Source organism: Pseudomonas sp. HY13-MNA-CIBAN-0226 (genome assembly GCF_040310305.1).
GTDB lineage: Bacteria > Pseudomonadota > Gammaproteobacteria > Pseudomonadales > Pseudomonadaceae > Aquipseudomonas > Aquipseudomonas gregormendelii.
Genome location: NZ_JBEOPS010000026.1, coordinates 35,215 through 59,307 on the forward strand (window position 1 = coordinate 35,215; position 24,093 = coordinate 59,307).

The 24,093-nt window shown below is 59.6% G+C and carries 29 protein-coding genes and 1 pseudogene; 16 read left to right on the plus strand and 14 right to left on the minus strand.

Going from position 1 to position 24,093, the window contains the following annotated elements:
* Window position 1: 1 nt before the first annotated feature.
* The 6 genes from AAEZ05_RS24715 to AAEZ05_RS24740 all read left to right on the plus strand — a co-directional run bounded on the left by AAEZ05_RS24715 (window position 2) and on the right by AAEZ05_RS24740 (window position 3,596).
* The gene (locus AAEZ05_RS24715; RefSeq protein ID WP_045060748.1) at window positions 2–766 is read left to right on the plus strand and encodes a sulfite exporter TauE/SafE family protein; all 765 of its coding nucleotides are present in this window, start codon (window positions 2–4) and stop codon (window positions 764–766) included.
* Window positions 767–775: 9 nt separating this feature from the next.
* The gene (locus tag AAEZ05_RS24720; protein WP_082069214.1) at window positions 776–1,255 is read left to right on the plus strand and encodes a YbaK/prolyl-tRNA synthetase associated domain-containing protein; all 480 of its coding nucleotides are present in this window, start codon (window positions 776–778) and stop codon (window positions 1,253–1,255) included.
* Between the two features lie 114 nt (window positions 1,256–1,369).
* Entirely contained in the window at window positions 1,370–2,353 is a 984-nt protein-coding gene (locus AAEZ05_RS24725; protein WP_350649314.1) for a hypothetical protein, read from the plus strand.
* 205 nt (window positions 2,354–2,558) lie between these two features.
* The gene (locus AAEZ05_RS24730) at window positions 2,559–2,876 is read left to right on the plus strand and encodes a helix-turn-helix domain-containing protein (RefSeq protein ID WP_045060746.1); all 318 of its coding nucleotides are present in this window, start codon (window positions 2,559–2,561) and stop codon (window positions 2,874–2,876) included.
* Between the two features lie 44 nt (window positions 2,877–2,920).
* A complete protein-coding gene (locus AAEZ05_RS24735; RefSeq protein WP_350649316.1) occupies window positions 2,921–3,283 on the plus strand; it encodes a type II toxin-antitoxin system RelE/ParE family toxin in 363 nt (120 codons plus the stop codon).
* The gene (locus AAEZ05_RS24740; RefSeq protein WP_350649318.1) at window positions 3,276–3,596 is read left to right on the plus strand and encodes a helix-turn-helix domain-containing protein; all 321 of its coding nucleotides are present in this window, start codon (window positions 3,276–3,278) and stop codon (window positions 3,594–3,596) included. Before AAEZ05_RS24735 ends, AAEZ05_RS24740 begins: the two co-directional genes overlap by 8 nt.
* A 140-nt stretch (window positions 3,597–3,736) precedes the next feature.
* Here the strand turns inward: AAEZ05_RS24740 and AAEZ05_RS24745 are convergent, their stop codons facing one another.
* Window positions 3,737–4,789, minus strand: coding sequence for an MBL fold metallo-hydrolase (locus AAEZ05_RS24745; protein ID WP_350600009.1), 1,053 nt, complete (start codon window positions 4,787–4,789; stop codon window positions 3,737–3,739).
* 213 nt (window positions 4,790–5,002) lie between these two features.
* Here AAEZ05_RS24745 and AAEZ05_RS24750 point away from each other — a divergent pair, with 213 nt between their 5' ends.
* Both AAEZ05_RS24750 and AAEZ05_RS24755 read left to right on the plus strand, forming a co-directional pair.
* Complete coding sequence (locus tag AAEZ05_RS24750; protein WP_205892660.1) at window positions 5,003–5,614, plus strand: TetR/AcrR family transcriptional regulator; 612 nt, start codon at window positions 5,003–5,005, stop codon at window positions 5,612–5,614.
* Window positions 5,615–5,739: 125 nt separating this feature from the next.
* Entirely contained in the window at window positions 5,740–6,279 is a 540-nt protein-coding gene (locus AAEZ05_RS24755) for a DUF1003 domain-containing protein (RefSeq protein ID WP_045060741.1), read from the plus strand.
* Between the two features lie 35 nt (window positions 6,280–6,314).
* Here AAEZ05_RS24755 and AAEZ05_RS24760 read toward each other — a convergent pair whose 3' ends face one another.
* A complete protein-coding gene (locus AAEZ05_RS24760; RefSeq protein ID WP_350649320.1) occupies window positions 6,315–6,641 on the minus strand; it encodes a DUF2025 family protein in 327 nt (108 codons plus the stop codon).
* Window positions 6,642–6,858: 217 nt separating this feature from the next.
* Between AAEZ05_RS24760 and AAEZ05_RS24765 the strand changes: the two genes are divergently transcribed.
* Together AAEZ05_RS24765 and AAEZ05_RS24770 are read left to right on the plus strand one after the other, a co-directional pair.
* Window positions 6,859–7,986, plus strand: a complete 1,128-nt coding sequence (locus tag AAEZ05_RS24765) for a glycerophosphodiester phosphodiesterase (protein WP_350649322.1) — start codon at window positions 6,859–6,861, stop codon at window positions 7,984–7,986.
* 143 nt (window positions 7,987–8,129) lie between these two features.
* A complete protein-coding gene (locus AAEZ05_RS24770; RefSeq protein ID WP_045060738.1) occupies window positions 8,130–8,438 on the plus strand; it encodes a PepSY domain-containing protein in 309 nt (102 codons plus the stop codon).
* Between the two features lie 61 nt (window positions 8,439–8,499).
* Here AAEZ05_RS24770 and AAEZ05_RS30865 read toward each other — a convergent pair whose 3' ends face one another.
* The gene (locus AAEZ05_RS30865; protein WP_414704646.1) at window positions 8,500–9,267 is read right to left on the minus strand and encodes a methyl-accepting chemotaxis protein; all 768 of its coding nucleotides are present in this window, start codon (window positions 9,265–9,267) and stop codon (window positions 8,500–8,502) included.
* Between the two features lie 162 nt (window positions 9,268–9,429).
* A pseudogene (locus tag AAEZ05_RS30870) lies at window positions 9,430–10,218 on the minus strand (methyl-accepting chemotaxis protein); the annotation flags it as partial.
* A gap of 180 nt (window positions 10,219–10,398) precedes the next feature.
* Here AAEZ05_RS30870 and AAEZ05_RS24780 point away from each other — a divergent pair.
* Window positions 10,399–11,421, plus strand: a complete 1,023-nt coding sequence (locus AAEZ05_RS24780) for a transporter (protein ID WP_045060736.1) — start codon at window positions 10,399–10,401, stop codon at window positions 11,419–11,421.
* Between the two features lie 107 nt (window positions 11,422–11,528).
* On the plus strand, window positions 11,529–13,145 hold the full coding sequence (locus AAEZ05_RS24785; RefSeq protein WP_350649324.1) for an inorganic phosphate transporter: 1,617 nt from the start codon (window positions 11,529–11,531) through the stop codon (window positions 13,143–13,145).
* 140 nt (window positions 13,146–13,285) lie between these two features.
* Here AAEZ05_RS24785 and AAEZ05_RS24790 read toward each other — a convergent pair whose 3' ends face one another.
* Window positions 13,286–13,723, minus strand: a complete 438-nt coding sequence (locus tag AAEZ05_RS24790) for a multidrug/biocide efflux PACE transporter (RefSeq protein WP_045060734.1) — start codon at window positions 13,721–13,723, stop codon at window positions 13,286–13,288.
* An 89-nt stretch (window positions 13,724–13,812) separates the two neighbouring features.
* On the opposite strand from AAEZ05_RS24790, the gene AAEZ05_RS24795 reads away from it, so the two are divergent.
* On the plus strand, window positions 13,813–14,667 hold the full coding sequence (locus tag AAEZ05_RS24795) for a LysR family transcriptional regulator (protein WP_350649327.1): 855 nt from the start codon (window positions 13,813–13,815) through the stop codon (window positions 14,665–14,667).
* Window positions 14,668–14,751: 84 nt separating this feature from the next.
* On the opposite strand, the gene AAEZ05_RS24800 is transcribed toward AAEZ05_RS24795, so the two are convergent.
* From AAEZ05_RS24800 to AAEZ05_RS24815, 4 genes are all read right to left on the minus strand, one after another.
* Window positions 14,752–15,987, minus strand: a complete 1,236-nt coding sequence (locus tag AAEZ05_RS24800) for an RNA polymerase sigma factor (protein WP_350649329.1) — start codon at window positions 15,985–15,987, stop codon at window positions 14,752–14,754.
* Window positions 15,987–16,478, minus strand: a complete 492-nt coding sequence (locus AAEZ05_RS24805) for an SRPBCC family protein (RefSeq protein WP_205892668.1) — start codon at window positions 16,476–16,478, stop codon at window positions 15,987–15,989. Before AAEZ05_RS24805 ends, AAEZ05_RS24800 begins: the two co-directional genes overlap by 1 nt.
* 26 nt (window positions 16,479–16,504) lie before the next feature.
* Window positions 16,505–16,849 carry a YciI family protein gene (locus AAEZ05_RS24810; RefSeq protein ID WP_045060730.1) on the minus strand — a complete coding sequence of 115 codons (345 nt, stop codon included), beginning with the start codon at window positions 16,847–16,849 and terminating at the stop codon, window positions 16,505–16,507.
* 79 nt (window positions 16,850–16,928) lie between these two features.
* Window positions 16,929–17,354, minus strand: coding sequence for a YybH family protein (locus AAEZ05_RS24815; protein WP_045060729.1), 426 nt, complete (start codon window positions 17,352–17,354; stop codon window positions 16,929–16,931).
* Between the two features lie 141 nt (window positions 17,355–17,495).
* Here AAEZ05_RS24815 and AAEZ05_RS24820 point away from each other — a divergent pair, with 141 nt between their 5' ends.
* Window positions 17,496–18,008, plus strand: coding sequence for a GNAT family N-acetyltransferase (locus AAEZ05_RS24820; RefSeq protein ID WP_045060728.1), 513 nt, complete (start codon window positions 17,496–17,498; stop codon window positions 18,006–18,008).
* On the plus strand, window positions 17,992–18,597 hold the full coding sequence (locus AAEZ05_RS24825) for a pyridoxamine 5'-phosphate oxidase family protein (protein WP_350649331.1): 606 nt from the start codon (window positions 17,992–17,994) through the stop codon (window positions 18,595–18,597). Before AAEZ05_RS24820 ends, AAEZ05_RS24825 begins: the two co-directional genes overlap by 17 nt.
* Before the next feature lie 160 nt (window positions 18,598–18,757).
* Here AAEZ05_RS24825 and AAEZ05_RS24830 read toward each other — a convergent pair whose 3' ends face one another.
* The 3 genes from AAEZ05_RS24830 to AAEZ05_RS24840 form a co-directional block, all read right to left on the minus strand.
* The gene (locus AAEZ05_RS24830) at window positions 18,758–19,246 is read right to left on the minus strand and encodes a GNAT family N-acetyltransferase (RefSeq protein WP_205892670.1); all 489 of its coding nucleotides are present in this window, start codon (window positions 19,244–19,246) and stop codon (window positions 18,758–18,760) included.
* 41 nt (window positions 19,247–19,287) lie between these two features.
* On the minus strand, window positions 19,288–19,776 hold the full coding sequence (locus AAEZ05_RS24835) for a GyrI-like domain-containing protein (protein ID WP_205892671.1): 489 nt from the start codon (window positions 19,774–19,776) through the stop codon (window positions 19,288–19,290).
* Between the two features lie 68 nt (window positions 19,777–19,844).
* Window positions 19,845–20,507, minus strand: a complete 663-nt coding sequence (locus AAEZ05_RS24840) for a LysE family translocator (protein WP_205892672.1) — start codon at window positions 20,505–20,507, stop codon at window positions 19,845–19,847.
* Window positions 20,508–20,646: 139 nt separating this feature from the next.
* Between AAEZ05_RS24840 and alaC the strand changes: the two genes are divergently transcribed.
* Entirely contained in the window at window positions 20,647–21,864 is a 1,218-nt protein-coding gene (alaC, locus tag AAEZ05_RS24845; protein WP_045060723.1) for an alanine transaminase, read from the plus strand.
* 80 nt (window positions 21,865–21,944) lie between these two features.
* On the opposite strand, the gene AAEZ05_RS24850 is transcribed toward alaC, so the two are convergent.
* Entirely contained in the window at window positions 21,945–23,297 is a 1,353-nt protein-coding gene (locus AAEZ05_RS24850) for a GntP family permease (RefSeq protein WP_350649333.1), read from the minus strand.
* An 82-nt stretch (window positions 23,298–23,379) separates the two neighbouring features.
* Window positions 23,380–23,913, minus strand: coding sequence for a gluconokinase (locus tag AAEZ05_RS24855; protein WP_045061549.1), 534 nt, complete (start codon window positions 23,911–23,913; stop codon window positions 23,380–23,382).
* Window positions 23,914–24,093 lie beyond the last annotated feature (180 nt).

Here is a 24,093-nt window from a genome sequence, read left to right on the forward strand (position 1 = left end):
AATGGTCGATATTGTCGTTCTTTGTGTGTTCGCCTTCGCCGCCGGCCTGATTGATGCGGCGGTGGGCGGCGGCGGTCTGATCCAGATTCCCGCGTTGTTCAACGTGCTGCCTGCCGCCCCACCGGCAGCGCTGCTGGGGACCAACAAGGTCGCGGCCGCGTTCGGGACCGCGTTCGCGGCCAGGTCCTTCGTGCGCAAGGTAGTGATCAACTGGGGTCTGGTGATTCCAGCCGCCTGCGCGGCCTTTGTCATGGCCTTCTTCGGCGCGGCCACGGTATCGTTCGTGCCCCAGTCGGTGATGCGCCCGATGGTGCTGGTATTGATCGTGGTGATGGCGATATACACCTTCTGCAAAAAGGATTTCGGCGCCCTGCACGCCCCCGCGCACATCGGTGTCCGGCAGAAGTGGCTGGCGGTCGTCATCGGCGGTGCCATCGGTTTCTACGACGGGCTGTTCGGCCCCGGCACCGGTTCCTTTCTGATCTTCCTGTTTATCCGCTGCTTCGCCTTCGATTTCCTGCACGCCTCGGCGTCGGCCAAGCTGGTGAACATCGCGACCAACGTGGCGGCGCTGATGTTCTTCATCCCGACAGGTAACGTGCTGTACCTGATCGCCCTCCCCATGGCGGCCTTCAACATCCTGGGCGCGTTGACCGGCACCTGGCTGGCGGTGCGTAAAGGCGTGCCTTTTGTCCGGGCGCTGTTTCTGGTGTTGCTGGTGATGCTGATCAGCAAACTGTCCTACGACCTGTTGCTGAAAATCTGAGGAAAGCCCATGCAGAACATGTTTGATCGCCTGGTGGCGCTACTCGATGCCCACGCCGCCACCTATCGGGTGTTGATGCACGATGCCGAGGGGCAGTCGGCGCGGGTCGCCGAACTGCGTGGCACCGAACCCGGCCAAGGCGCCAAAGCCATGCTCTGCGCGCTAAAGGGTCAGGCCGAACCCTATGCCTTGGTGATACTGCCAGGGGACCAGAGGCTCGATATGAAGAAAGTCGGCGCGGCCCTGGGCGGAAAAAAAGCCGAGCTGGTCAACGCGCAAACGGCCATGCAACTGACCGGGTGCAGGATCGGCGCCATCCCTCCGTTTACCTTCGATGAGCGGATTCAGTTGATCGTCGACCCGTCCCTGACCACGGGCTACGGCGAAATCGCCTTCAACGCCGGTCGGCTGGATGCATCAATGGTGCTCGATACGCAGGATTACCTGTCGATTGCCAAACCCCGGTTGGTGGATATCCGCCAGGGTTGAACACCGGTGGGCAGGGTTGCGACGAAAGCCGAGAACGCCGCAAGGTGTCAGGTGTTATGCGTTATCGTTAGCAACCATTGCGAGCAAGCTCGCCTGCAAGGACCTGAGCCCACCATGAAATTCGACCTCGCCTACTGCCTCAGCCTCGACACCAAGCTGTCGATCTATGACGTGCGCGATTTGAATTTCGACGAGACGATTGCGTTCGATTCCGCCAAGGAACACTTCCAGTGCCCGAACGACGCTTGCCGGGCGGCATTTGATGCGGCGAATGTGTTGACGACGTTCAACGCCAAAAACGTGAACTACGTTCGCACCCCGCATTTCAAGAACACACCCGGCACCCGCCATGTCGCAGATTGCCCTTACGTCAGTCTCAAGTCGGCGGCGCCAGGGGTAGACGGGGTGGAAGGAGATGACAGTCGGGAGGAACATTTCCCATCCGAGCTGTTACTCACTCGGCGGCAGTACGTGCGTAAACCGCCGAGCCCGGCGTTGGCTCCGGATGCAGTGCGCGACGCTGCGAAAGCACCTTCGGCCGCTGACCATGGCGAACACCCAACCAACGATTCGGCACCGGACAAGACCACGGTCTTCGCGCACCCGGTGGAGTGTTTTGTCTCTAACTTCGGCGACAAGGAACTGCTCAAGCGCACACCGCTCAAGATTGGCGAGCACACCGCGCCTTATGGCTCGTTCTTCAAGAAGGTCGAATACCTGCAGGACAATCAGGGCTTGATCTACTGGGGCAAGATCAAGGAGATCAAGGATTACACCCAGAGCTTTCGCATCGATTTCGAACAGAAGGTCTGGTTCAAGCAAGCGGACGAGGCAAAGAAGAAGCCCTATTCGGTCAACGTTTACCTGAGCAAGAAATTGATCGAGAACTACCGCAAGCGCAAAGTATTTCTGCAAGAGATCAAGCACGCGATCGACAGCGATAAAGAGCTGTTTTGTTTTTTCTACGGGGTGACGCCGGAATTGAAGCAGGTACCGAGCAAGAAAAACCCCGAGCAGACGTTCGGGGTTTTCACTGCGAACATCGAGAACCTGGACCACTTCATTATTCGGGAAGCGCCGGGGCTGGCTGAGAAGTAATCAGTCTTGTCGAGGCTGGCGCTCCGCAGGGGCGATCGGGAAGCAATAATCTTTGCGGGTTCTGTTGCTTCTCGGGGTGTCCGCCGTTCGTCTGGCCGAATGAGCCGAAAGTGTAAAAAACGAAAAATGAATTTGATCCGGGCACAAAACCACTGTACAAAAACACAGTAGATCAAAAACAGCACTCTCGAGCCCGGAGAACATCATGGCCTCTCAAGCGATCAAAATCACCCTGGAACGCATCGCCCTTTTCCAATTCACCCCAGCCCACTGCGCCCAGGCCCGGGCCATGCTGGATTGGAGTATCGAAGAGTTGTCCCGAGAGTCCGGGGTGTCGGTGGAGGCCATTCAACGATTCGAGAATCAGCAGCCGGTGCTGGATGTCACGCGGCTGGCGTTGGCCTATCGGTTTGAGTCGGAAGGGTTGGCGTTCTTCCCGGGTTTCGCGCCGGGTCGGGGTATGAATGTGCGCGGGTCGACGCCCAATCCAGTGGGTCGGGCGGATTATGCGATGGTTGAGTGAGCGATCATGGATTGACGAATATCCCAATATAGGTATATTTTTATATGAGCACAAGGAAGTCGCTCCTGTGGGTAGGCAATAGCAAAAAAGACCTGATGCAGATGCCTGCCGATGTTCAAGATGTTTTCGGTCACGCACTGGATCTGGCACAGCGAGGTGCCAAACATCCGGATGCTAAACCCCTTAAGGGCTTTGTAGGCGCCGGTGTTCTTGAGATGATCGAGGATTACCATACAAACACCTATCGGGCGGTCTACACGGTGAGATTTGGCAATGCCATCTACGTTCTGCACTGCTTTCAAAAAAAGTCATCTTCGGGAATTAAAACGGCGCAGAGCGACGTCGAATTAATCAGAACGAGACTCCAGGCAGCGCAGGCTCACGCAAAAGGATCGAAGAATGATTGAAATTGAAAAAAGCAGCGGCAACGTTTACGAAGACCTCGGGACACCCGAAGCCAGTGAAATGCAGGTCAAATCCCAGTTGGCGGCGAAGATTGGCGAGATCATCAAGGCCCGGCATTTGACCCAAGTTCAAGCGGCCGAAATTCTAGGGCTGACACAGCCTAAGCTTTCGGAAATGCTGCGAGGAAAGTTTCGTGGCATCAGCGAGTCCAAGATGATGGACTGCCTGTTATTACTCGGGCGAGATGTGCAGATCGTTATCAAGTCAGCCCCCCGCTCAAGGAAAGAGGGCCGAATTGAAGTGGTATTCGCCTGAAGACTGCACATTCACCAACCGTGCGATGACGGATGGCCAGTGACAGAACTCACTGACTCGCCAGCCTGCCGAGACCGTTCAGAACTGCATCATCACCGTTCCTCAGATCACTTACGAATACTCACTTCAAGCCGTAGCTTTTACCCCGGGCTTTGTTGGTTCTGGTAAACCGGCTGCTCGACTTCGTACCACCAGGCTTCCCCGCGGGAAGGTTGCTTCAGGTTAAACGCCTCGCCCATCTGAGGGGTGGTTATCGAAACACTGCGCTCCCAGGCCAGTGCCATGATGCGGTCGAACGGTTCGTACCAGGCATGCATCGACAAGTCGAAAGTACCGTTGTGGATAGGCAGCAGCCAGCGCCCTTTGAGGTCGATGTGCGCCTGCAGGGTTTGCTCAGGCTGCATGTGCACATGCGGCCATTCGACGTTGTAGGCGCCGGTTTCCATCAGCGTCAGGTCGAACGGGCCGTGCTGCTCACCGATGCGCTTGAAGCCATCGAAGTACCCGCTATCGCCGCTGAAAAAGATCCGCGTATCGGCGTCGATGATCACCCATGAAGCCCATAGCGTACTGTTGCCATCGAACAGGCCACGGCCGGAAAAATGTTGCGACGGCGTGGCGATGAACTGGATGCCGTCGACCTCGGTACCTTGCCACCAGTCCAGTTGTCGCACCTTGCTGGCATCGACTCCCCACTTGATCAGTGTGTCACCCACGCCCAGCGGGGCCAGGAAATAGTTGGCCTTGCTCGCGAGCCGGAGCACGGCCTGATAGTCCAGGTGATCGTAATGATCGTGGGAGAGGATCACCGCTTCGATCGGCGGCAGTGCTTCGAGGCTGATCGGCGGTTGATGAAAGCGCTTGGGCCCGGCCCATTGCACGGGCGATGCGCGTTCGGCGAACACCGGATCAGTAATCCAGAATTTGTCGCGCATTTTCAGCAATACGGTCGAGTGGCCAAGGCGGTAGACGCTGTGATTGGGTGCAGCGATCAGCGCCTCGCGGGTCAGCGGCTGCACCGGCACCGCGGCGGCTGGGCGGGTGTTGCGCGGTTTGTGGAAGATCATGTTCCACATGATGCGCAGCATCTTGCGCAGGCCTTCGCGCTGGACGGGGGCATGGTTGCGAAAGAGCCCTTCGACTTGACGGGAAGATTCAGGTTCGCGAACCGTGTCTGAATCAGAGATGGCCATAAAAAACTCCAGAACGAGCGCAAACGATTGCGTGTTAACTCGGTGAACCGGGATGAATGGCCAAGCATGCACGCATCAGCCAGAGATCTATTTTTTAACAGCGCAGGATTAACACAACATTACACTGCACGGTGTAGTTTCAAGGTTGCATCAAAGCCGATCACAAGTAAACTGCTCAGTGTAATTCTTCTCTCTTCCTGCCGAAGCGTACTTATGACAGCTCCAAAGCGCCTGACCGATCGAAAACGCGAAGCCATCATCCAGGCTGCCATTGCCGAATTCCGCGCCAACGGTTTCGACATCACCAGCATGGACAAGATTGCCGCGACGGCGGACGTGTCAAAGCGCACGGTGTACAACCACTTCCCGAGCAAAGAGGAATTGTTTGCCGAGATCCTCAATCAGCTGTGGGCCCGGGTCACTGCCGAACAGGATGTGGCGTACCAGCCCGACGAGCCCCTGCGCGGCCAGATGCGCCAGTTGCTGATGGCAAAGATGCACACGCTGGGGGATGAGAATTTTCTAAACCTGGCGCGCGTCGCCATTGCTGCCACCCTCCATTCCCCCGAGCGCGGTCAGGACATGGTTGCGCGCATGAACGAGCGCGAGGGAGGCCTGACGGTGTGGATTCGTGCAGCACAGGCGGATGGTCGCCTGAAGCCGGTCGACCCGGCCTTCGCCGCGCATCAGATACAAGGCATGCTCAAGTCATTCGCGTTCTGGCCACAGATCTCCCTGGGTTTGCCGAGCCTTGAGGCCGCGATGCAGGACCAGGTGGTGGATTCGGCCCTGGACATGTTCCTGGCCTGTTATCAGCTGGCATAAATGACAAGGTCTGACCGCTGGTCAACGTTTCGCTGACGCTGCATGAAACTTCGCGATGTGTTTCAGAATGAAACCGGCGCCAGCGCTATAGTGTGCCTCTGTCCTAACGACCCGCAGAGAGCACCATGACCACGACGACTGATTCCAAACCCGCGGCCCCTGTCGATCACCTGCGGTTCCACCGCCGTCATGCTCACCTCGCCCCGACCTTTGGCAACGACAAGTTCGCCCTGCGCGCCGAGGCATTCGCGCGGTTCTTCGGTACCCCGACCTTTCTCGGCGCACAGACGCTGATCGTAGTGCTGTGGGTGTGCCTCAATGTATTTGGCGTGGCGCACTTCGATCTGTATCCGTTCATCCTGCTCAACCTCGCGTTCAGCCTGCAGTCAGCCTACGCCGCACCCTTGATTCTATTGGCCCAGACTCGCCAGGCAGCACGGGACAAAGCCCAGTCGGATGCCGACGCCCAGCACCGCGAAGCACTGGCGGTGGCCAACACCGAGCGCCAGGCACAGGCGGCGCACAACTCCGCGCAGTTATTGGAATTGCTGGAACAGAACACTCGCCTGACCGAGATGACAAAAGCGCTGACCGAGCGCATCGAGAACCTGACTTCGCAAATGCACCAGCACCTTGTGCTCGAGCACCCGCCAACTAACAATTGATGTGGCGCCTGGTCGGGCCACTTCGTCGGAACGCCTCACCCCTGCACAAGACTGCGCTGCGCCAAAATCTCCGGCACTTCCCTGCGGTTCATGTACACCCGCAACGGTTCGGTCACGTTGATCCGGTCATCGATGTTCTGATCCAGCAGTAACTGAATCAACTCGCGCTTGAGCGTCATGCCCTGATCCGGACCGGGTGCCCAGACGAACTCACTTATAGGAATAATGCCGTCATCCGCCACGCCCATGCCGAAGGAATCTTCGCTGAAACGTACGATGTATTGGCCGGTTTTGCGGTTGAGGCCGACGAAACCCTTGAGCTGGTCGGCGGCCTGGCAGATGAGCTGGGAAGTGATGCGCATATAAACCTCACAACGAGTGATCGATGGTTTACACGCAAGGCGGGTGCACGGGTTTCCCTCTGCCGGGGAAACTGCCGTGGCCAAGAGTACTGCAAAGAAGCGCACAAATGCGCTGAAAAAAATGGCTTTAAACAGGTTTATGTCGGTCTGGCGATAGCGCTGTCGGCGCTCAGTTGTTAAAAGGGACGTCTTTGAAAACTGCGAAAGGACCTCGACCATGGCTGTCACCTTCACCCAAAGCGCTCTGCTGCTGAGCGTGCTGCTCGGTCTCGGCCAGGCACAGGCCGCCAGCGAGCCAAGCCCTAAGGCGCTGGCAACCCGCATGGGTATACCGCACCCTGCGGTGATTGCGCACCGCGGCGCGTCATTCGATGCACCGGAATCCACCGCCGCCGCCTACAAGCTGGCCCGCGACCTGGGCGCCGATTATCTCGAGCTGGACCTGCAGCGCAGCAAAGACGGCGTACTCTTCGCCCTGCACGACGACAACCTGCAACGCACCACCGACGTAGCCAGCAAGTTTCCCGAGCGCAAGGACAGCCCGGCCAACGCCTTCACCCTCGCCGAGCTGAAAACTCTCGACGCCGGCAGCTGGTTCAACAAGGCCTACCCGGACCGCGCTCGCCCCTCATTCGTCGGCCTGCAGATCCTGACCCTCGACGAAATCATCGATATCGCCCAGGGCAATCCGTTGCACAAGCCGGGCCTGTACATCGAGACCAAGGAACCGAAGCAGTTTCCAGGGCTGGAACGTGATTTGAAGGACAAGCTCCAGGACCGCGGCTGGCTGAGCCCCGCTGGTTCAAAGCTGGCAAAGAGCCCACTGGCCGTCGGCCAGGGCAAAGGCAAGGTGGTGCTGCAGACGTTCGAGAAGAGCAGCCTGGAACTGCTGGAAAAGGAAATGCCCCAGGTGCCGAAGATCTTGTTGCTGTGGGTCGGCCCGGGCAGCATCGAGCCCAAGTCCAAAGTGACCTTCGCTGAATCCGGCGACAAGGACAAAGCCACCTACTACGCCAAACAGGAACCCAAAAGCAAAGCCGAATTCCAGCAATGGGTCGAGTACGCTAAATCTGCCGGCGCCATCGGCACCGGTCCTTCTGCGACGCTGACCAAGGGCGGTGACCAGAGCTACTCTGACCTGGTGCAACCGTGGATGAACCAGTACACCCACGATCAGGGATTGCTGGTGCACGTCTACACGATCGACGATGCGGTGGATTATCAGAAGGTCACGGATGCGGGGGTTGATGGCATCTTCACCAACCGCGCCAGTGAGCTGCTGAAGTTCTACAAGCGTCCAGCGGCGGCGAGTGTTGGGCAGTTGTTGCAGAATAATGGGTATTGAGTTGGGACCGAGGTGACTGCGTCGCGGGCAAGCCTTGCTACCACACAAGTCTTGCTCCTGCAAAAACAGGGGAATTAAGCCTGAATTAAGTTGCCACAGTTAATCTGGTTCCACTTAAACAGCTCATCCAAGGAAAGAACCTAATGAAAACTTTGACTGCTCTCTTTACCGCTGCTGCTCTGACCCTCACCGCTGGCCTGGCCCAGGCTGACGATGTTCCGATGGATCAGATCCCGCAACTGGTCAAGGACAAAAAGATCAAGCCACTGGAAGAACTGAACCAGATCGTGATGAAACTGCACCCAGGCGCCACCATCACCGATAGCGACCTGGATAACCACTTCAACGGCTACGAGTACGAAGTCGAACTCAAAGACGCCAAAGGCGTTGAGTGGGACGTCGACTTGAACGCTGCGACCGGCGAAGTTCTGAAGAACAAACAAGACGACTGATTAACCAAACCAAAAGCCGCACGATTTCACGATCGTGCGGCTTTTTGCTGTTCCGAAAAAACTACGCACTCAGGCGCGCCGTCACCTCATTCAACTGCCCGGACAAACCGTGCAGGTTGTGGCTGGCCGCTTCAGTACGCTGCACGTTATCCAGATTGGTGCTGGCAATGCTGGTGATCTCGGTCAGGTTCCGCGAAATGTCCTCGGCCACTGAGGTCTGCTCTTCGGCAGCCGTAGCAATCTGGCGATTCATGTCGCGGATCGCTTCCACCGCCAGGGTGATACGTTCAAGCATGGCGCCAGCCTGGGTAACTTGCGCAACGCTTTCCTCACTGCGGGACTGGCCACTCTCGATTGCATGAGCCGCATCCACCGCACCGGTTTGCACCGTCTGTATGATCTGGTTGATCTCGATAATCGACGCCGCCGTGCGCTGGGCCAGGCTGCGAACTTCATCGGCCACCACGGCAAAACCGCGTCCTGCTTCGCCAGCCCGTGCGGCTTCGATCGCGGCGTTGAGCGCCAGCAGGTTAGTCTGCTCGGCGATGCCGCGAATCACTTCCAGAACCTTGCCGATACGCCCGCTGTCGGTTTCCAGCTGGCGAATGACCGTCGCGGTATTGGCAATTTCACCACGCATCAAGGTGATGGTCTGAATGGTGCCCTGCATGACTTTTTCGCCCTGCTGGGCTGACTGGTCGGCGTCGTCGGCAGCACGTGCTGCGTCGGCTGCGTGACGCGCAACTTCCTGGGCGGTAGCGGACATTTCGTTCATCGCCGTCGCCACCTGATCAGTGCGGTTGAACTGTTCATTGGTGCCACCGGCCATGAGGCTCGCGATCGACTTCAACTCGCCGCTGGCGCTGTCCAGGTCCGACGCACTGCGCTGCAGACGACTAAACGTATCGGCGAGAAAGTCGCGCAGGGTATTGGCCGCAACGGCGAGCTTGCCCAACTCATCCTGACGGGTGCTGGCCACTCGTTCGGCAAAACGTCCCTGGCTGAGTTGAGCCACGTAGTCGATCAACTTGCGGATCGGCTCAACCAGGTTGCGGTCGACCAGCCACAGGCTCAACAGGCCGATCAACAAACCCGAGACCAGCATCACCACGAGACCCAGCAACACGGTGCGATCGGCAGTGGCGCTGATCACTGTCGACTGCTCAGTGCCCTGCTTACGCAGCTCGCTGACCAGTTCGCTCATCTGCTCGCTGGCGGCACGGTCGACACCTTTGACCGCGGCGTCCCCCACCGTCGGATCAGCACCCGCCGCCACATAGGCATCGCGTCCCGTCTGGTAAGCGGCGCCCAGCTGGCGATGCTCATCGCGCAGACGTTCGATGCGCGTCTTCAGTTGCGGTTCGATGCCCTTCTGCCCGGCCAGTTCACCGAGAATATTCTGCACGTCGTGCTGGCGGTCCTCGAACTGCTTCCAGTACTTGGCCAGTTCAGCCGGTTGCTTGCCACGCAGCAGGACGTTTTTCCATTCCTGTACCTGCACCTTGAATTGCAGGTTGGCTTCGTCGATCAACTGCGAAGTGTGCAAAGGACCTTCGATGAGATTGGCGTAGCTCTGAACGCCGCCAGACAAGAAGTGAAAGCAGGACAGCGCGATCAGCAACATCGCCAGCAGGCTGCCGCTCAACAAAGCGAGGATTTGTGCTCTCAGGGATTTTTGCAAAAACATCGAGTGGTATCTCATGGCAGGGATAAGACACGCCAGGCAGGCGTGCAAGATGTCCGGACATCCCTGTCGGCGACGCAGGTCCACGACCTTCATCGCAATAGAACCAGCTACCCGTCATCGGCGGGCCAGAGCCTTTCTTTAGCGATTTAGACCAATGGCGCACGAGAATCATCCATCATCAAAACGTCATAAAATGGTAATAATTCAGCGCCATGCTGCGGCTTAAGTGTTCCTGTAAAACTTTGCAACATTCGCCTCCCGCAGCGAGAGCTCATGAACCACAGCATCGATCACAGCCATCGCGACCAGGACCTGTTCGGTCTACTGTACGGTTTCAGTTTTCGGCCCGGCGAGCCTGGCCGAGAGATCGATTCGGCCCAGGCGCTGCAGTGCCTGCAGCAGCCCCAGGACAGCGAAGAATTCCTCTGGCTGCACCTGAACCTGGCACACGCCGCCTGCGAGCGCTGGATGAAAAGCCATCTGGAATTGCCCGATGAGTTTTTCGAAGCCCTTCACGAAGGCTCGCGATCAACGCGCATCGAGCATGTGGATTCAGCGCTGCTGGCGGTGGTCAACGACGTGGTATTCAACCTCAGCAGCATGGTGTCCTCCGATGTGTCGACGCTGTGGGTCTGCGCCCGCAGCCGGCTGATCATCAGCGCGCGCCTGCAACCCTTGCACTCGGTGGACAAGCTGCGCTCGTCGGTCAAAGCCGGTGAGCGCTTTCGTTCGCCCCTGGAGTTACTCGTGCATCTGCTACGCGATCAAGGTGAAGTGCTGACCCAGATCGTGCGGCGCACCAGCCTGAGCGTTGATCAGATTGAAGACGAACTGCTGTCCTCGCGACTGTCGACCAACCGCGCCGAACTGGGCGCCAACCGTCGGGTGCTGGTGCGTTTGCAGCGCTTGCTGGCACTGGAGCCGGGTTCATTGCTGCGCTTGCTAAATCGACCGCCGCAGTGGTTGCAGAAGGAAGACGTGAAGGAGTTGCGCAAGTCCACCGAGGAGTTCGCGTTGATCATTAACGACCTGACGGCACTGGGTGAGCGCATCAAATTGTTGCAGGAAGAAATCGCCGCCAATCTCAACGAGCAAAGCAACCGCACGTTGTTCACCCTGACCGTGGTGACGGTGCTGGCACTGCCGATCAACATCATTGCCGGTTTTTTTGGCATGAACGTGGGAGGAGTGCCGCTGGCAGGAGATCCGCAGGGATTCTGGATTCTGGTGGCGCTGGTGGCCACCTTCACCGTGATTGCCGGGCGCTGGGCTTTTCGCAAGCGGCAGGATTATTAAGATCAACGGCGCCCGCAAAAACCCATAACCCTGACCTGAAGCAGGCTCCCTGTAACATTTAGCAACGATCATGGGCGACATTCCTCCCCCTCAGGATTGTCCCCGTCATGGCTACTCCCTCCTACAGCGCCAAAGTCCCGGCTTCCGCTGGTAGCGCCAGAGCGCAGTTCGATAAAAAACCCGGCCTGTTCACCCTGGTGATTTTCTTCGGCGTGCTGGCCAGCGGGCTGTTGTTCACCGCCTACAGCCTGATGCATGACATGCAGGAACTGGGCACCGTGGTCACCACCTGGACCCCGTTTCTGCTGCTCGGCGTCGCGCTGCTGATCGCTTTGGGTTTCGAGTTCGTCAACGGTTTCCACGACACCGCCAACGCGGTGGCTACGGTGATCTACACCAATTCGCTGCCACCGAATTTCGCCGTGGCCTGGTCCGGCTTTTTTAACTTTCTGGGGGTACTGTTATCCAGCGGCGCGGTGGCGTTCGGCATCATCGCCCTGCTGCCCGTGGAGCTGATTCTGCAGGTGGGTTCTTCGGCCGGCTTCGCGATGATCTTCGCCCTGCTGATCGCCGCGATCCTGTGGAACCTCGGCACCTGGTGGCTGGGGTTGCCGGCGTCTTCTTCGCACACGCTGATCGGCTCGATCATCGGTGTCGGTGTGGCCAATGCACTGATGCACGGGCGCGACGGCACCAGCGGCGTGGACTGGGCGCAGGCGACCAAGATCGGTTATGCGCTGCTGCTTTCGCCCCTAGTCGGTTTCGGTTTTGCCGCCCTGTTGCTGCTGGCGTTGCGCGCCTTCGTGAAGAATCGTTCGCTGTACAAAGCGCCGCAAGGCAACACGCCACCGCCCTGGTGGATTCGCGGCCTGTTGATCCTGACCTGCACCGGCGTGTCCTTTGCCCACGGCTCCAATGACGGGCAGAAAGGCATGGGCCTGATCATGTTGATTCTGGTGGGTACGCTGCCCATGGCCTATGCGTTGAACCGCACCATGCCGGCGGACCAGGCCCTGCAATTTGCCGCCGTGGCGGAGGTGACCCAGCAAGCCCTGGTACGCAGCTCGCCGCAGCCAGCCCCGGCAGACCCGCGGCCGATCCTGTCCGATTACGTACGCAGCAAGGAAGTGACGCCGCAATTGATCCCCGCCCTCGCCGCCCTGACTGGCAACATTGGCAACGAGGTGAAGGGCTACGGCTCGCTGTCGAAAGTCCCGGCGCAGGCCATGGGTAACGTGCGAAACGACATGTACCTGACCAGCGAAACCATTCGCCTGATGGACAAGAACAAGGTGGGCAATTTTGACGCCGACACCTCCGGCAAGCTGCAGTTGTTCAAGCAACAGATCGACAACGCCACGCGCTTTATTCCGCTGTGGGTGAAAATCGCCGTGGCCATCGCGTTGGGGCTGGGGACCATGGTCGGCTGGAAGCGCATCGTGGTGACCGTTGGCGAGAAGATCGGCAAGACGCACCTGACCTACGCCCAAGGCGCCTCGGCAGAAACCGTGGCGATGCTGACCATAGGCGCGGCGGATATATTTGGACTGCCAGTGTCGACCACCCATGTGCTGTCCTCGGGGGTTGCCGGGACCATGGTCGCCAATGGTGGCGGGTTGCAGATGAAGACTATCCGCAATTTGTTGATGGCGTGGGTGCTGACGTTACCGGCGGCGATTTTGTTGTCGGGGAGTTTGTATTGGTTGTTTACCAAATTGTTTTGAGGCCGCGGCATAACCCGTATCTGATGCCGCGGCACAACCCGTAGGAGCTGCCGAAGGCTGCGATCTTTTGATTTTAAAGACAAGATCAAAAGATCGTCCGAACGCGGCCCGAGCCTTCGGCAGCGCCTACAAGGGGCGTGTCAGGCCTGGCAGGCCCGACGCAGCAGCACACGCTCGCGAATCACGTCATACACCCAGTGATAAACGTAGGTGTACGGCAGGAAGAACAGCAGCACGCCGATGTCCAGGACAAAAGCCTGCCACAGGCTGATATCCAGCCACCAGGCAATCAACGGCACGCCAAGCGCCACCAGCCCGCCTTCGAACAGCAGCGCATGCACCACCCGAACCCAGGCTGTACGCACGATCGCAAGTCGTGTCAGTAAACGGTCAAACATGCCGTTGAACAGCACGTTCCAGGCCAGCGCCAGGGCCGCGATGGCCATCGTGACGACGCCCATGTCGAGCATCGGTTTATCCATGACCCACGCCAGCAACGGCGTACAGATGACAATGGCCAGCAGTTCAAAACCTACCGCCTGGAATACACGTTCTGTGATGGATTTGTCGGTGCTCATGACCTGACTCCTTGAGTGACTGTGGTTGCCATGATCCACCACCACCCCGATACTTCATAACCAATAACCATCGATCAAGGCGATAGCTCATGCCCTCCCACGAAGTGTTGCTGGCGTTTGTCCAGGCAGCCACTCAAGGCTCGTTTTCCGCAGCGGCGCGCAAGCTTGGGCGCAGCCAGTCGACCATCAGCGCTGCCGTGGCCAGCCTGGAAATCGACCTCAACCTGACCTTGTTCGATCGCAGCAGCCGCAAACCCGGCCTGACAACGGCCGGGCATGTGATGCTGCAACGGGCCGAAGAGATCCTGGCGGCCACCAGTCGCCTGGAAATGACCGCCAGCCAGCTGTCACAAGGAGTTGAGGCAAAGCTCACCGTGGCGATCTCCGATACCTACCAGTCCGACCGGTTCGAGGCGGCGTTGAGGGCATTTGAGCAGCGTTACCCGGATCTGGAGCTGGAGTGCCTGATTGCCGAGTGCGATGACCTGGTGGCACTGGTCCAGCGTGGTCGGGCGCATGTGGCGTTTGCCGAGAAGCAAGACAGCTACCCACCGGACCTGGTCAGTTCGACGGTCGAGGAGCAAACGGAAATTGCCCTGTTTGTCTCGCGCAAACATCCGCTGGCGCAGCTCAGCCCTATCGATCAGGACCTGCTGCAGCAGCATCGTGAACTGCGCCTGGCGACCATCGTCAATCCGTATGAAAGCCGGGCCAAGGGCCGAGTGTGGTCGGCGCCCAGCTACCTGATGCTGCTGGAAATGGCCCAGGGCGGGTTCGGCTGGGCGCCATTGCCGCGCTGGCTGGTGGGACGATTTGGTGCGGGAGAGCTGGTGGAATTGAAGGTGCGCGGCTGGCCGAAACCGCTGTTTGTTGATGCACTGTGGTCGCGGCTGCATCCGCCGGGGCCGGCGGGGAGTTGGTTGTTGGGCAAGATGTTGGAATGAGAGCAAAAGATCTCAGCCTTCGGCAGCTCCTACAGGGGGATCGCATTTCAAAATGTAGGAGCTGCCGAAGGCTGCGATCTTTTGCTAATCCAACCCCCGCAAGCGCTCCTGCAGAAACCGCCGTTCCGGCACCTGCCGGGTCAATTCCAGCGCCCGTAAATACGCCGCCCGAGCCTCCTCTACCCGGCCCAACTGCCGGCAAAACTCGGCGCGGGCCGAATGCGCCAAGTGGTAATCCAGCAGTTCACCGCGCTGCAGAATCCCGTCGATTTGCGTCAACCCCACCAATGGCCCATCCCGTTGTGCCAGCGCCGCCGCACGATTGAGCTCCACCACGGGCGACGGCACCGCCCGCAGCAACACGTCGTACAAACCCACGATCTGTGGCCAATCCGTATCCGCCGCAGTCACCGCCTCGGCGTGCACCGCCGCAATCGCCGCTTGCAGGCAGTAAGGACCAAACCGTCCGCCGGCCAAGGCGCGCTCGATCAAGCCGCAGCCTTCGGCAATCAGCCCGGCATCCCACAGCCCGCGATCTTGCTCATCCAGCACAATCAACTCGCCGTCAGCAGAAGTTCGTGCCGGCCGGCGGGATTCGTGCAGCAGCATCAGCGCCAGCAGCCCCATCACTTCCGGCTCGGGCAGCAGTTCCATCAACAGACGGCCCAGGCGAATGGCTTCGCGAGTCAGATCCTCGCGGGTCAACTCATCACCTACAGACGCCGAGTAGCCTTCGTTGAACACCAGGTAAATCACCCGCAACACGCTGTCGAGGCGCTCGGGCAATTCCGTCAGGGTCGGCACCTGGTAGGGGATTTTCGCGTCACGGATCTTCGCCTTGGCCCGCACGATTCGCTGGGCAATGGTGGCGGGTGCCACGAGGAACGCCCGGGCGATTTCTTCCGTGGTCAGGTCGCAGACTTCCCGCAGCGTCAGCGGCACCTGCGCGTCGGCGGCGAGTGCCGGGTGACAGCAGGTGAAAATCAGCCGCAGGCGATCGTCTTCCACTTCCTCGCCACTCCAGTCCGCCTGCTCCAGTTCTTCCAGCTGCGCGATCAACAGGGGGCGAGAGGCGTTGAACCGGGCACGACGACGCAACACATCAATAGCCTTGAAGCGTCCGGTAGACACCAGCCAGGTCCGTGGATTATCCGGCACGCCGTCCCGTTGCCAGCGCTCGACCGCGACGAAGAACGCTTCGTGCAGCGCCTCTTCAGCCAGGTCGAAATCCCCGAGCAGGCGAATCAGTGTCGCCAGGATTCGCCGCGAGTCTTCCCGGTAAACCTGCTCGACCCGAGCGCTGACGGCGGCGCCAGGCATCAGTCCGGCATGCCTTCGGTCACCAGCGTGACCAGTCGATCCAGGCTCTGCCCCCAACCATCGTGAAAGCCCATGGACTCGTGCGCCTGGCGGTCTTCTTCCGACCAATGCATCGCCCGCGCCGTGTACAGCGTCTTGCCATCACGTTCCTCCAGCGTCACCTGAGCCGACATGAAAGGTTTGCCCGAAGGGATCCAGCCGGGGATAAACGCGTCGGTAAACACCAGCCGCTCGGGCGCGACGATTTCCAGAAACACCCCCTGGGTCGGGTATTCGGCACCGTCCGGGGCGCGCATCAGGGTACGAAATTGCCCGCCCACCCACAGGTCCATTTCGCATTCGGGCGTGGTCATGCCGTGGGGTCCCCACCACTGGGTGAGCAAGGCCGGCTCGGTCCAGGCGCGGAAAATCTTGCGCCGCGGGGCATCGATCAGGCGGCTGATGGACAACTCGAAAGCCGCAGGTTTTTGTTGAAGGGCATGCGGACTCATGAAGGATCTCCTGTTGTGATTGTTATTCAGGGATTCAACTGGCGAACGGGGCGCACCTCGACACAGCCGACCCGGGCCGCCGGGATATTCCCGGCGACCTGCAAGGCTTCATTAAGGTCCCGTGCATCGATCAGATAGAAGCCGGCCAACTGCTCCTTGGTTTCGGCAAACGGGCCGTCGGTGATCGACACCTTGCCGTTGCGCATGCGCACGGTGGTGGCGGTCTGCACCGACTCCAGCGCCTCGGCCGCGATCATCCGGCCGCTGCCCTGGATCGACTCGGCATAGGCCATGCACTCTTCGTCTTTGGGGCTCTCTGGCAGCGAATGCAGTTCACGCTCGTTGCTGTAGACCAGGCATAAATACTTCATGGCGCACTCCCGGATCGAACGGATCAACTATGGCTCAGTTTGGCGCCCAGGCGCCCTTTCCCGACGACCAGCCCACGCATCAGGGCTGCAAATCGAACAGCATCGCGCCGCTGGCCATGTCGAACGGTGCCGACCAGTGTTCATGCACGATGCGCCATTGCCCCGCGTCGCGACGGTAGCAGGCGGTGACACGCATCCAGCAGGCCTGGGTCTCGCCCTTCTCGTTAGTGCCGCCGCAATGGGCCAGCCAGTGGGCGAAGGCAATGTGCTCGTCGGCGACGATGTTGACGTGATCAAAGTCGAAGGTGTGCGGCCCCGGGCACATCTCCATGCACGCCAGCCAATGCGCGCGGTAGGCGGCCTTGCCGCGAAATTGCAGGGCCTTGACCGCATCGTAGGAGACGACGTCATCGGCATACAGGGCCATGATTTTCTCCACATCCTTGCCGATCACTGCCTGGCGGTAGGTGTCGATCAGGGTCTGGATTTCGGTGGTAGCAGTCATGAGCGTGCTCCGTGGTTGTTGTTGTGAAGACACCCTTAGTCGTCCGGTGGAATGCCAGATCGACAGTCCAAATAAAAATAAACCCTGCGCGCAAAATCGCTAGAATCCGGAAATCATTTGTGATGGAACAAGGACTCTCCAGTGACAGCTCAACTCGTGCCTTATGAAACCCTGACGACGCTCCAGCGCCAGCAGGTCGAGGCCATTGAAGTTCATCCGCAGCAAATCAGGTTCAGCGGCGATATCCACGGCGCGCTGCACTCCCTGCTGTCCAAGCCAGGCCCGGGAGTGAAGGGATTTGCCCTGCTGGTCGAAGGTGTTCCCGTCGCCTTTCTGCTGCTCAAACGCCCGCCGGTCCTGCCTGCCTGGGCCAATGAACACAGCGCCACCTTGCATGCCTTGCAGGTCGATCAACGGGCGCAAGGCAAGGGTTACGGCAAGGCGTGCCTGCAGGCCCTGCCCCAGGTTGCGCGCCAGGCCTGGCCGCAAATCAGGGGGCTGGAACTGTCGGTGGATGCGGACAACACCGCGGCGATCGCGCTGTATGCCCGGTTTGGCTGGGTCGACAGCGGCGAAGCCTATCGGGGCCGGATCGGCTATGAACGGCGAATGGGCCTGGTTTTCGAGGAGTCTGGTCATGCTCAACAGCATTGAAGAACTGGAGGCGCTGTACGGCCTTCCCCACGATCGCGCCGTGCGCAAGCAGATTCCCTTCCTCAACGAGGATTACCAGGCGATGGTCCGCGCTTCGCCGCTGGTGATCATCAGCTCGGTAGGCCCCGACGGCATGGATGGTTCGCCGCGAGGCGATACCCCAGGTTTCGTGCGCATCATCGATTCGCAGACCCTGGCCATCCCCGACCGCCCCGGCAATAACCGCATCGACACGTTGCGCAATGTGGTGCTGGATTCAAGGGTGTCGCTGCTGTTCATCATCCCGGGGATCGGCGAGACATTGCGCGTGAACGGCACGGCGCAAATCAGCGCCGAACCACAGTTGCTGGAGAGTTTTGCGGTCAACGGCAAGCCGGCGCGCACGGCGATGCTGGTGACGGTGGACGCGGCGTATTTCCATTGCTCGAAGGCAATAGTGCGCTCGGACCTGTGGAACCCGGACAAATACCTGGATCGCTCGGCACTGCCGACGGCCGGGGCGTTTCACAAGCGGTTGAATGATGGGGCGTTTGATGCCGAATCGTATGACCGGGAAGCGCCAGCGCGGGTGAAGGACAGTCTTTACTGACTCAAACATCCCCCCGTAGGAGCTGCCGAAGGCTCGGGCCGCGATCGGACGATCTTTTGATCTTGTTTTTAAAGATCAAGATCAAAAGATCGCAGCCTGCGGCAGCTCCTACGGGGGGGACCGAAGATCAGGGTCAAAAGATCGCAGCCTTCGGCAGCTCCTACAGGGTCAGGGTCATCTCATGCCACGCCATTCCGCCATGGTCCGACGCCGATGGCTTGATGTAGGCAAACCCGAAACCGGCGTACAGCGGGATATGCCGCTCTTTGCACATCAGGTGAATGCTCGCCTTGCCCAGCCCGCGCATCCTTTCGATGAACTCGCCCAGCAACATTTTCGCCAGGCCCTGCCCCTGATAATCCGGGTGTACCACCACCGACATGATCACCACGTTAGGCCCTGCCGGATCGTGGCCGATCAGTTCCTTGAAGGCCTCGTCCGACATCTGCACTTCAAACGCCGCACCGGAATTGATGAAACCGGCGACCACGCCATCCACCTCGGCGACGATGAAACCCTCAGGCCAGGTGGCAATGCGGGTCGCAATCTTTTCCCGGGTCGCGGCCTCATCGCCTTCGTAGGCGAGGGTTTCAATGGCGTAGCAGCGGTCCAGGTCAGCAGGCGTGACGAGGCGGATAACAGGGGTCATGACAACTCGATTTCGGCGATGAAAGGGCTGCAGATCATAGATTATTGCGGCTTGAGTGGCAGCCAGATTTCCAGCGAACCGGTGTTCAGTGTCGGGTTGAAGTCGGCACTGTAGCGCTCGAATTCCGGCGCATCCGCCGCCTCGCGCCCGGAACCCGGCAACCAGGTTTTCCAGATGTACTGGAACGTCTGGGGCAATCTGTCCAGCGAACCTTTGTGCTCGAATACTGCGTATTGCTGGGGCTGAACCTCGACCCAGCGGTATTTCTCGGGCAAATCATCGAGCTTGCTGATCTCGACGCCGGCAATGTACTCGAAGCCGCCCTTGCCATCGGGATTGCAGCAGATGCCGTAGGTCACTTCGCCCTTCTGACCCGGAATATTGCCAATCTCGGGGATGAATTTTTCCCAGAGATCGGGGATGCCAGCCGTAGTGTCCTGGGTGAATCGCCCGCCAAGCCCTGCGATCAACAGGAAGTGCCCATGCTCGAAGCGAGGTTCAGTTATTTCCACGGTTTTTTGCTCGTCCATGACTCGACTCCTGGAAGGTAAAAAGTGGGTTCGGCTGGGAGTATAGAAGCCAAACCCGATTCGCCAAATTACAGCGCGTGCAACTGCTCGACCGCGCCGCCGCCGATAAACTCGTTGTAGCCCGATAGAATCACATACACCGCGAAATAGCAGAAGATCGCTGCAGATGCCATGTAGGAGTAACGCAGCAACTTATCGCCCAACAGTTTGCCACCATGGCTCGCCGCGAAGCACAGGCCACCACTCCACAGTAGCCCGGCGCAGAAGAAGCCCCCCAGGAACAACGCCGACCCAAGCGGGCCACCGGCACCCGAACGCGCGATCAGGGTGCCGCCTACTGCGGCAAACCAGAGGATGGCACTGGGCGACGACATGGCCAGGAAGATCCCGCGCAAGAACTCCTTGCGATGGGAGTTCTGCCCCACCTCGGCCGTTTGCGCGAGCACTGCTTCGTGGTGAATGGCCGAATAGATCATCTTCGCCGCAAAGTACATCAGCAGCGCCGAGCCGCCGATCCACAACACCCAGCGCACGGTCTCGTACTGCAGCAAAACGGTCATGCCAGCCAGTGCCAGCACGGCGTAGATCAGGTCGCCGACGCAGGTTCCCAAGCCCAGGGCAAACCCCTGAAAATAGCCGCGCTGCATCGCCAGGGTGATCATCGCGATGTTGGCCACGCCAATGTCCAGGCACAGCGAAAGGCTCAGCAAGAAGCCACTGGTGAATTCCATCGAACGGTTTCCTTCGGAAAATTTTGTTTACAAAGCCGCTGGACAGTTTGCCACAGCTGCCCTTACATTCCGCCACAGGCCACCGCAGTGGCCAACGTCGCTCGGACGGTTCCGGGCGCTTACGTTATCCGAGGCAACAATGGCCGAACAAGGTTCGCCGCGCCGCTTTGCGCGCATAGATCGACTCCCCCCCTATGTTTTCAACATCACCGCCGAGCTGAAAATGGCCGCCCGGCGTCGTGGCGAAGACATTATCGACTTGAGCATGGGCAACCCCGACGGGCCGACACCGCCGCACATTGTCGAGAAACTGGTCACCGTTGCCCAACGCGAAGACACCCACGGTTATTCCACGTCCAAGGGCATTCCACGCCTGCGCCGGGCGATTTCCAATTGGTACAAGGATCGCTATCAGGTCGACATCGACCCGGAAACCGAAGCCATTGTCACCATCGGCTCCAAGGAAGGCCTGGCGCACCTGATGCTGGCCACGCTGGATCAGGGCGACACCGTGCTGGTGCCGAACCCCAGCTACCCGATTCACATCTACGGTGCCGTGATTGCCGGCGCCCAGGTGCGCTCGGTGCCGCTGATTCCGGGTGTGGATTTTTTCGCCGAACTGGAGCGGGCCATTCGCGGCTCGATTCCAAAGCCGAAGATGATGATCCTGGGTTTTCCATCCAACCCCACCGCCCAGTGCGTGGAACTGGATTTCTTCGAGCGGGTGATCGCCCTCGCCAAACAGTACGACGTGCTGGTGGTACACGACCTGGCTTACGCCGACATCGTCTACGACGGCTGGAAAGCCCCCTCGATCATGCAGGTGCCGGGCGCCAAGGACATTGCGGTGGAGTTTTTCACCCTGTCCAAAAGCTACAACATGGCCGGCTGGCGCATCGGTTTCATGGTCGGTAATCCGGAGCTGGTCAACGCCCTGGCGCGGATCAAGAGCTACCACGACTACGGGACCTTCACCCCGCTGCAAGTAGCGGCCATCGCCGCGCTTGAGGGGGATCAGCAGTGCGTCAAGGACATCGCCGAGCAATACCGGCAGCGCCGTAACGTGCTGGTCAAAGGCCTGCATGAATTGGGCTGGATGGTGGAAAATCCGAAAGCGGCGATGTACGTCTGGGCCAAGATTCCAGAGGCGTATGCGCACCTGGGTTCGCTGGAGTTCGCCAAGAAGTTGCTGGCCGAGGCGAAGGTCTGCGTCTCGCCGGGCGTGGGGTTCGGTGAATACGGCGATGATCACGTGCGCTTCGCCCTGATCGAAAACCTGGACCGGATCCGCCAGGCCGTGCGCGGCATTCGCGGGATGTTCCGCGCCGATGGGCTGGCCAGCAAAACCAGCGGCTGACGCCTGACCCGCCCCCCGCCCCCACCCCCTGCCCACAAAAAAACCGCATTGCTGCGGTTTTTTTGTGCTTCAAACAGCGCTTACACGAACATCGACAACAGTAGGATAAAGCCCAACGCCACCACGGACAGGATGGTCTCCATCGCGGTCCAGGTCTTGAAGGTTTCTGCCACAGTCATGTTGAAGTACTGCTTCACCAGCCAGAAACCGGCGTCGTTGACGTGGGACAGGATCAGCGAACCGGCGCCGGTGGCCAGCACCAGCAGCTCACGGTTCACGCCCGGGATCATGCCCACCACCGGCACCACGATGCCTGCACCGGTGATGGTCGCCACGGTGGCCGAGCCTGTCGCGATACGGATCACCGCAGCCACCAGCCAGGCCAGCAGGATCGGCGAGATCTGCGCGTTGACCGCCATGTGGCCGATCACGTCACCCACGCCGCTGGTCACCAGCATCTGCTTGAAGCCACCACCTGCACCAATGATCAGAATGATCGCGGCCGTCGGCGCGAGGCTGGCATCGAGCAATTTGAGAATCTGGTTGGAACCGATGCCTTGGCGGTGGCCGAAGGTGTACAGCGACAGCAGCAACGCCAGCAGCAGCGCCGAGATCGGGTGACCGATCAGGTCCATGAACGAGCGGAAGAAGTTACCTTCAGGCAGCACGACATCGGCGAAGGTCTTGAGCAGCATCAGGACCACCGGCAGCAGCACGGTGATCAGGGTAATGCTGAAACTTGGCAGTTCTTTGGCGTCCGGCTCGCGCGCCAGCTGATCCACCAGCTCCTGATTGGGATGACCGGGAATGTACTTGGCAATAAAGGTGCCGTAGATCGGCCCGGCAATGATGGCAGTTGGCAGCGCCACGATCAGCCCGTACAGGATGGTTTTGCCGATGTCGGCACCGAACACACCGATCGCCAGCAACGGGCCGGGGTGCGGTGGCACCAGGCCGTGCACGGCTGACAGGCCGGCCAGCAGCGGGATACCGATCTTGATGATCGATACACCGGTGCGCCGCGCGACGATGAACACCAGCGGGATCAGCAGCACGAAGCCGATTTCAAAGAACAGCGGGATGCCGACCAGGAAGGCGGCGAACATCATCGCCCACTGCACCTTGTCCTTGCCGAATGCGCGAATCAGGGTCTGGGCGATCTGGTCCGCCCCGCCGGATTCGGCCATCATTTTGCCGAGCATGGTGCCCAGCGCCAGGATGATCCCGACAAAACCCAGCACCCCGCCGAAGCCGTCCTGGAATGCCTTGATGATGGTGCCGATCGGCATGCCCGAGGTCAGGCCGAGGAATGCTGCGGCAATGATCAGAGCGATGAACGGGTGGAATTTGAACTTGGTGATCAGGACGATAAGCCCGATCACCGTGACCACTGCATCAAGCAGCAGGAACGTCTCGTGGGACATGCCAAACATTAGGGGTGTCTCCTGGTTGTTGTTGTTATTAAAGCGGGTAATTCGCAAGCCATCAGGACAGCGCTGTCTTTTCGCACAAAACTCATACGCCGGGTTTCAGGCCATGTTCCAGCCACCAGCGGTGTGCTTGAACGGCCAACTCGTCGACGCTATGGCTGGATGCATCCAGCGCCAGGGTCAGCGGTTCGCCCTTGGGCGACTCGAGCGTGGCGAACTGGCTGTCGATCAGGGTCGACGGCATGAAATGCCCCGGGCGGTGCGACACACGCTCGGCGGCCACTTCAGGGGTCAATTCGAGAAACACAAAACCCAGGCCTGGCAGCGCACTGCGCAATACTTCGCGATAGCTGTGCTTGAGGGCCGAGCAGGTCAATACCGGGCGTTGGCCCTGGGCGTCGACCCGGCGCAGTTCATCGCACAGGCTGTCGAGCCAGCCGGCACGGTCCTGATCATTGAGGGGGATGCCCGCGCTCATCTTTTCGATGTTGGCAGCAGGATGGAAAGTGTCGCCTTCGATGGCCGTTGCGCCGCTGAGCTGGCACAGCGCTTCGCTGACGCAGGTTTTGCCGCAACCGGCAACGCCCATGATGACCAGGGCGGTGATGGGATGATTCATGTAACACCTCAGCACGCAGACAGCGCTACCTTTGCCAGCTTTGACACTGGTTCAAAAGCAGAAGTTGCCGACGCCTTCTTGTCATTTTTGTGGGTTGCAACATTTCGTACCCAACGCCGAGAAGCGAGGTTCAGGCAAAACTCGCTTACGCATTTGCAGCTGCTTCGGGACAGCGCTACC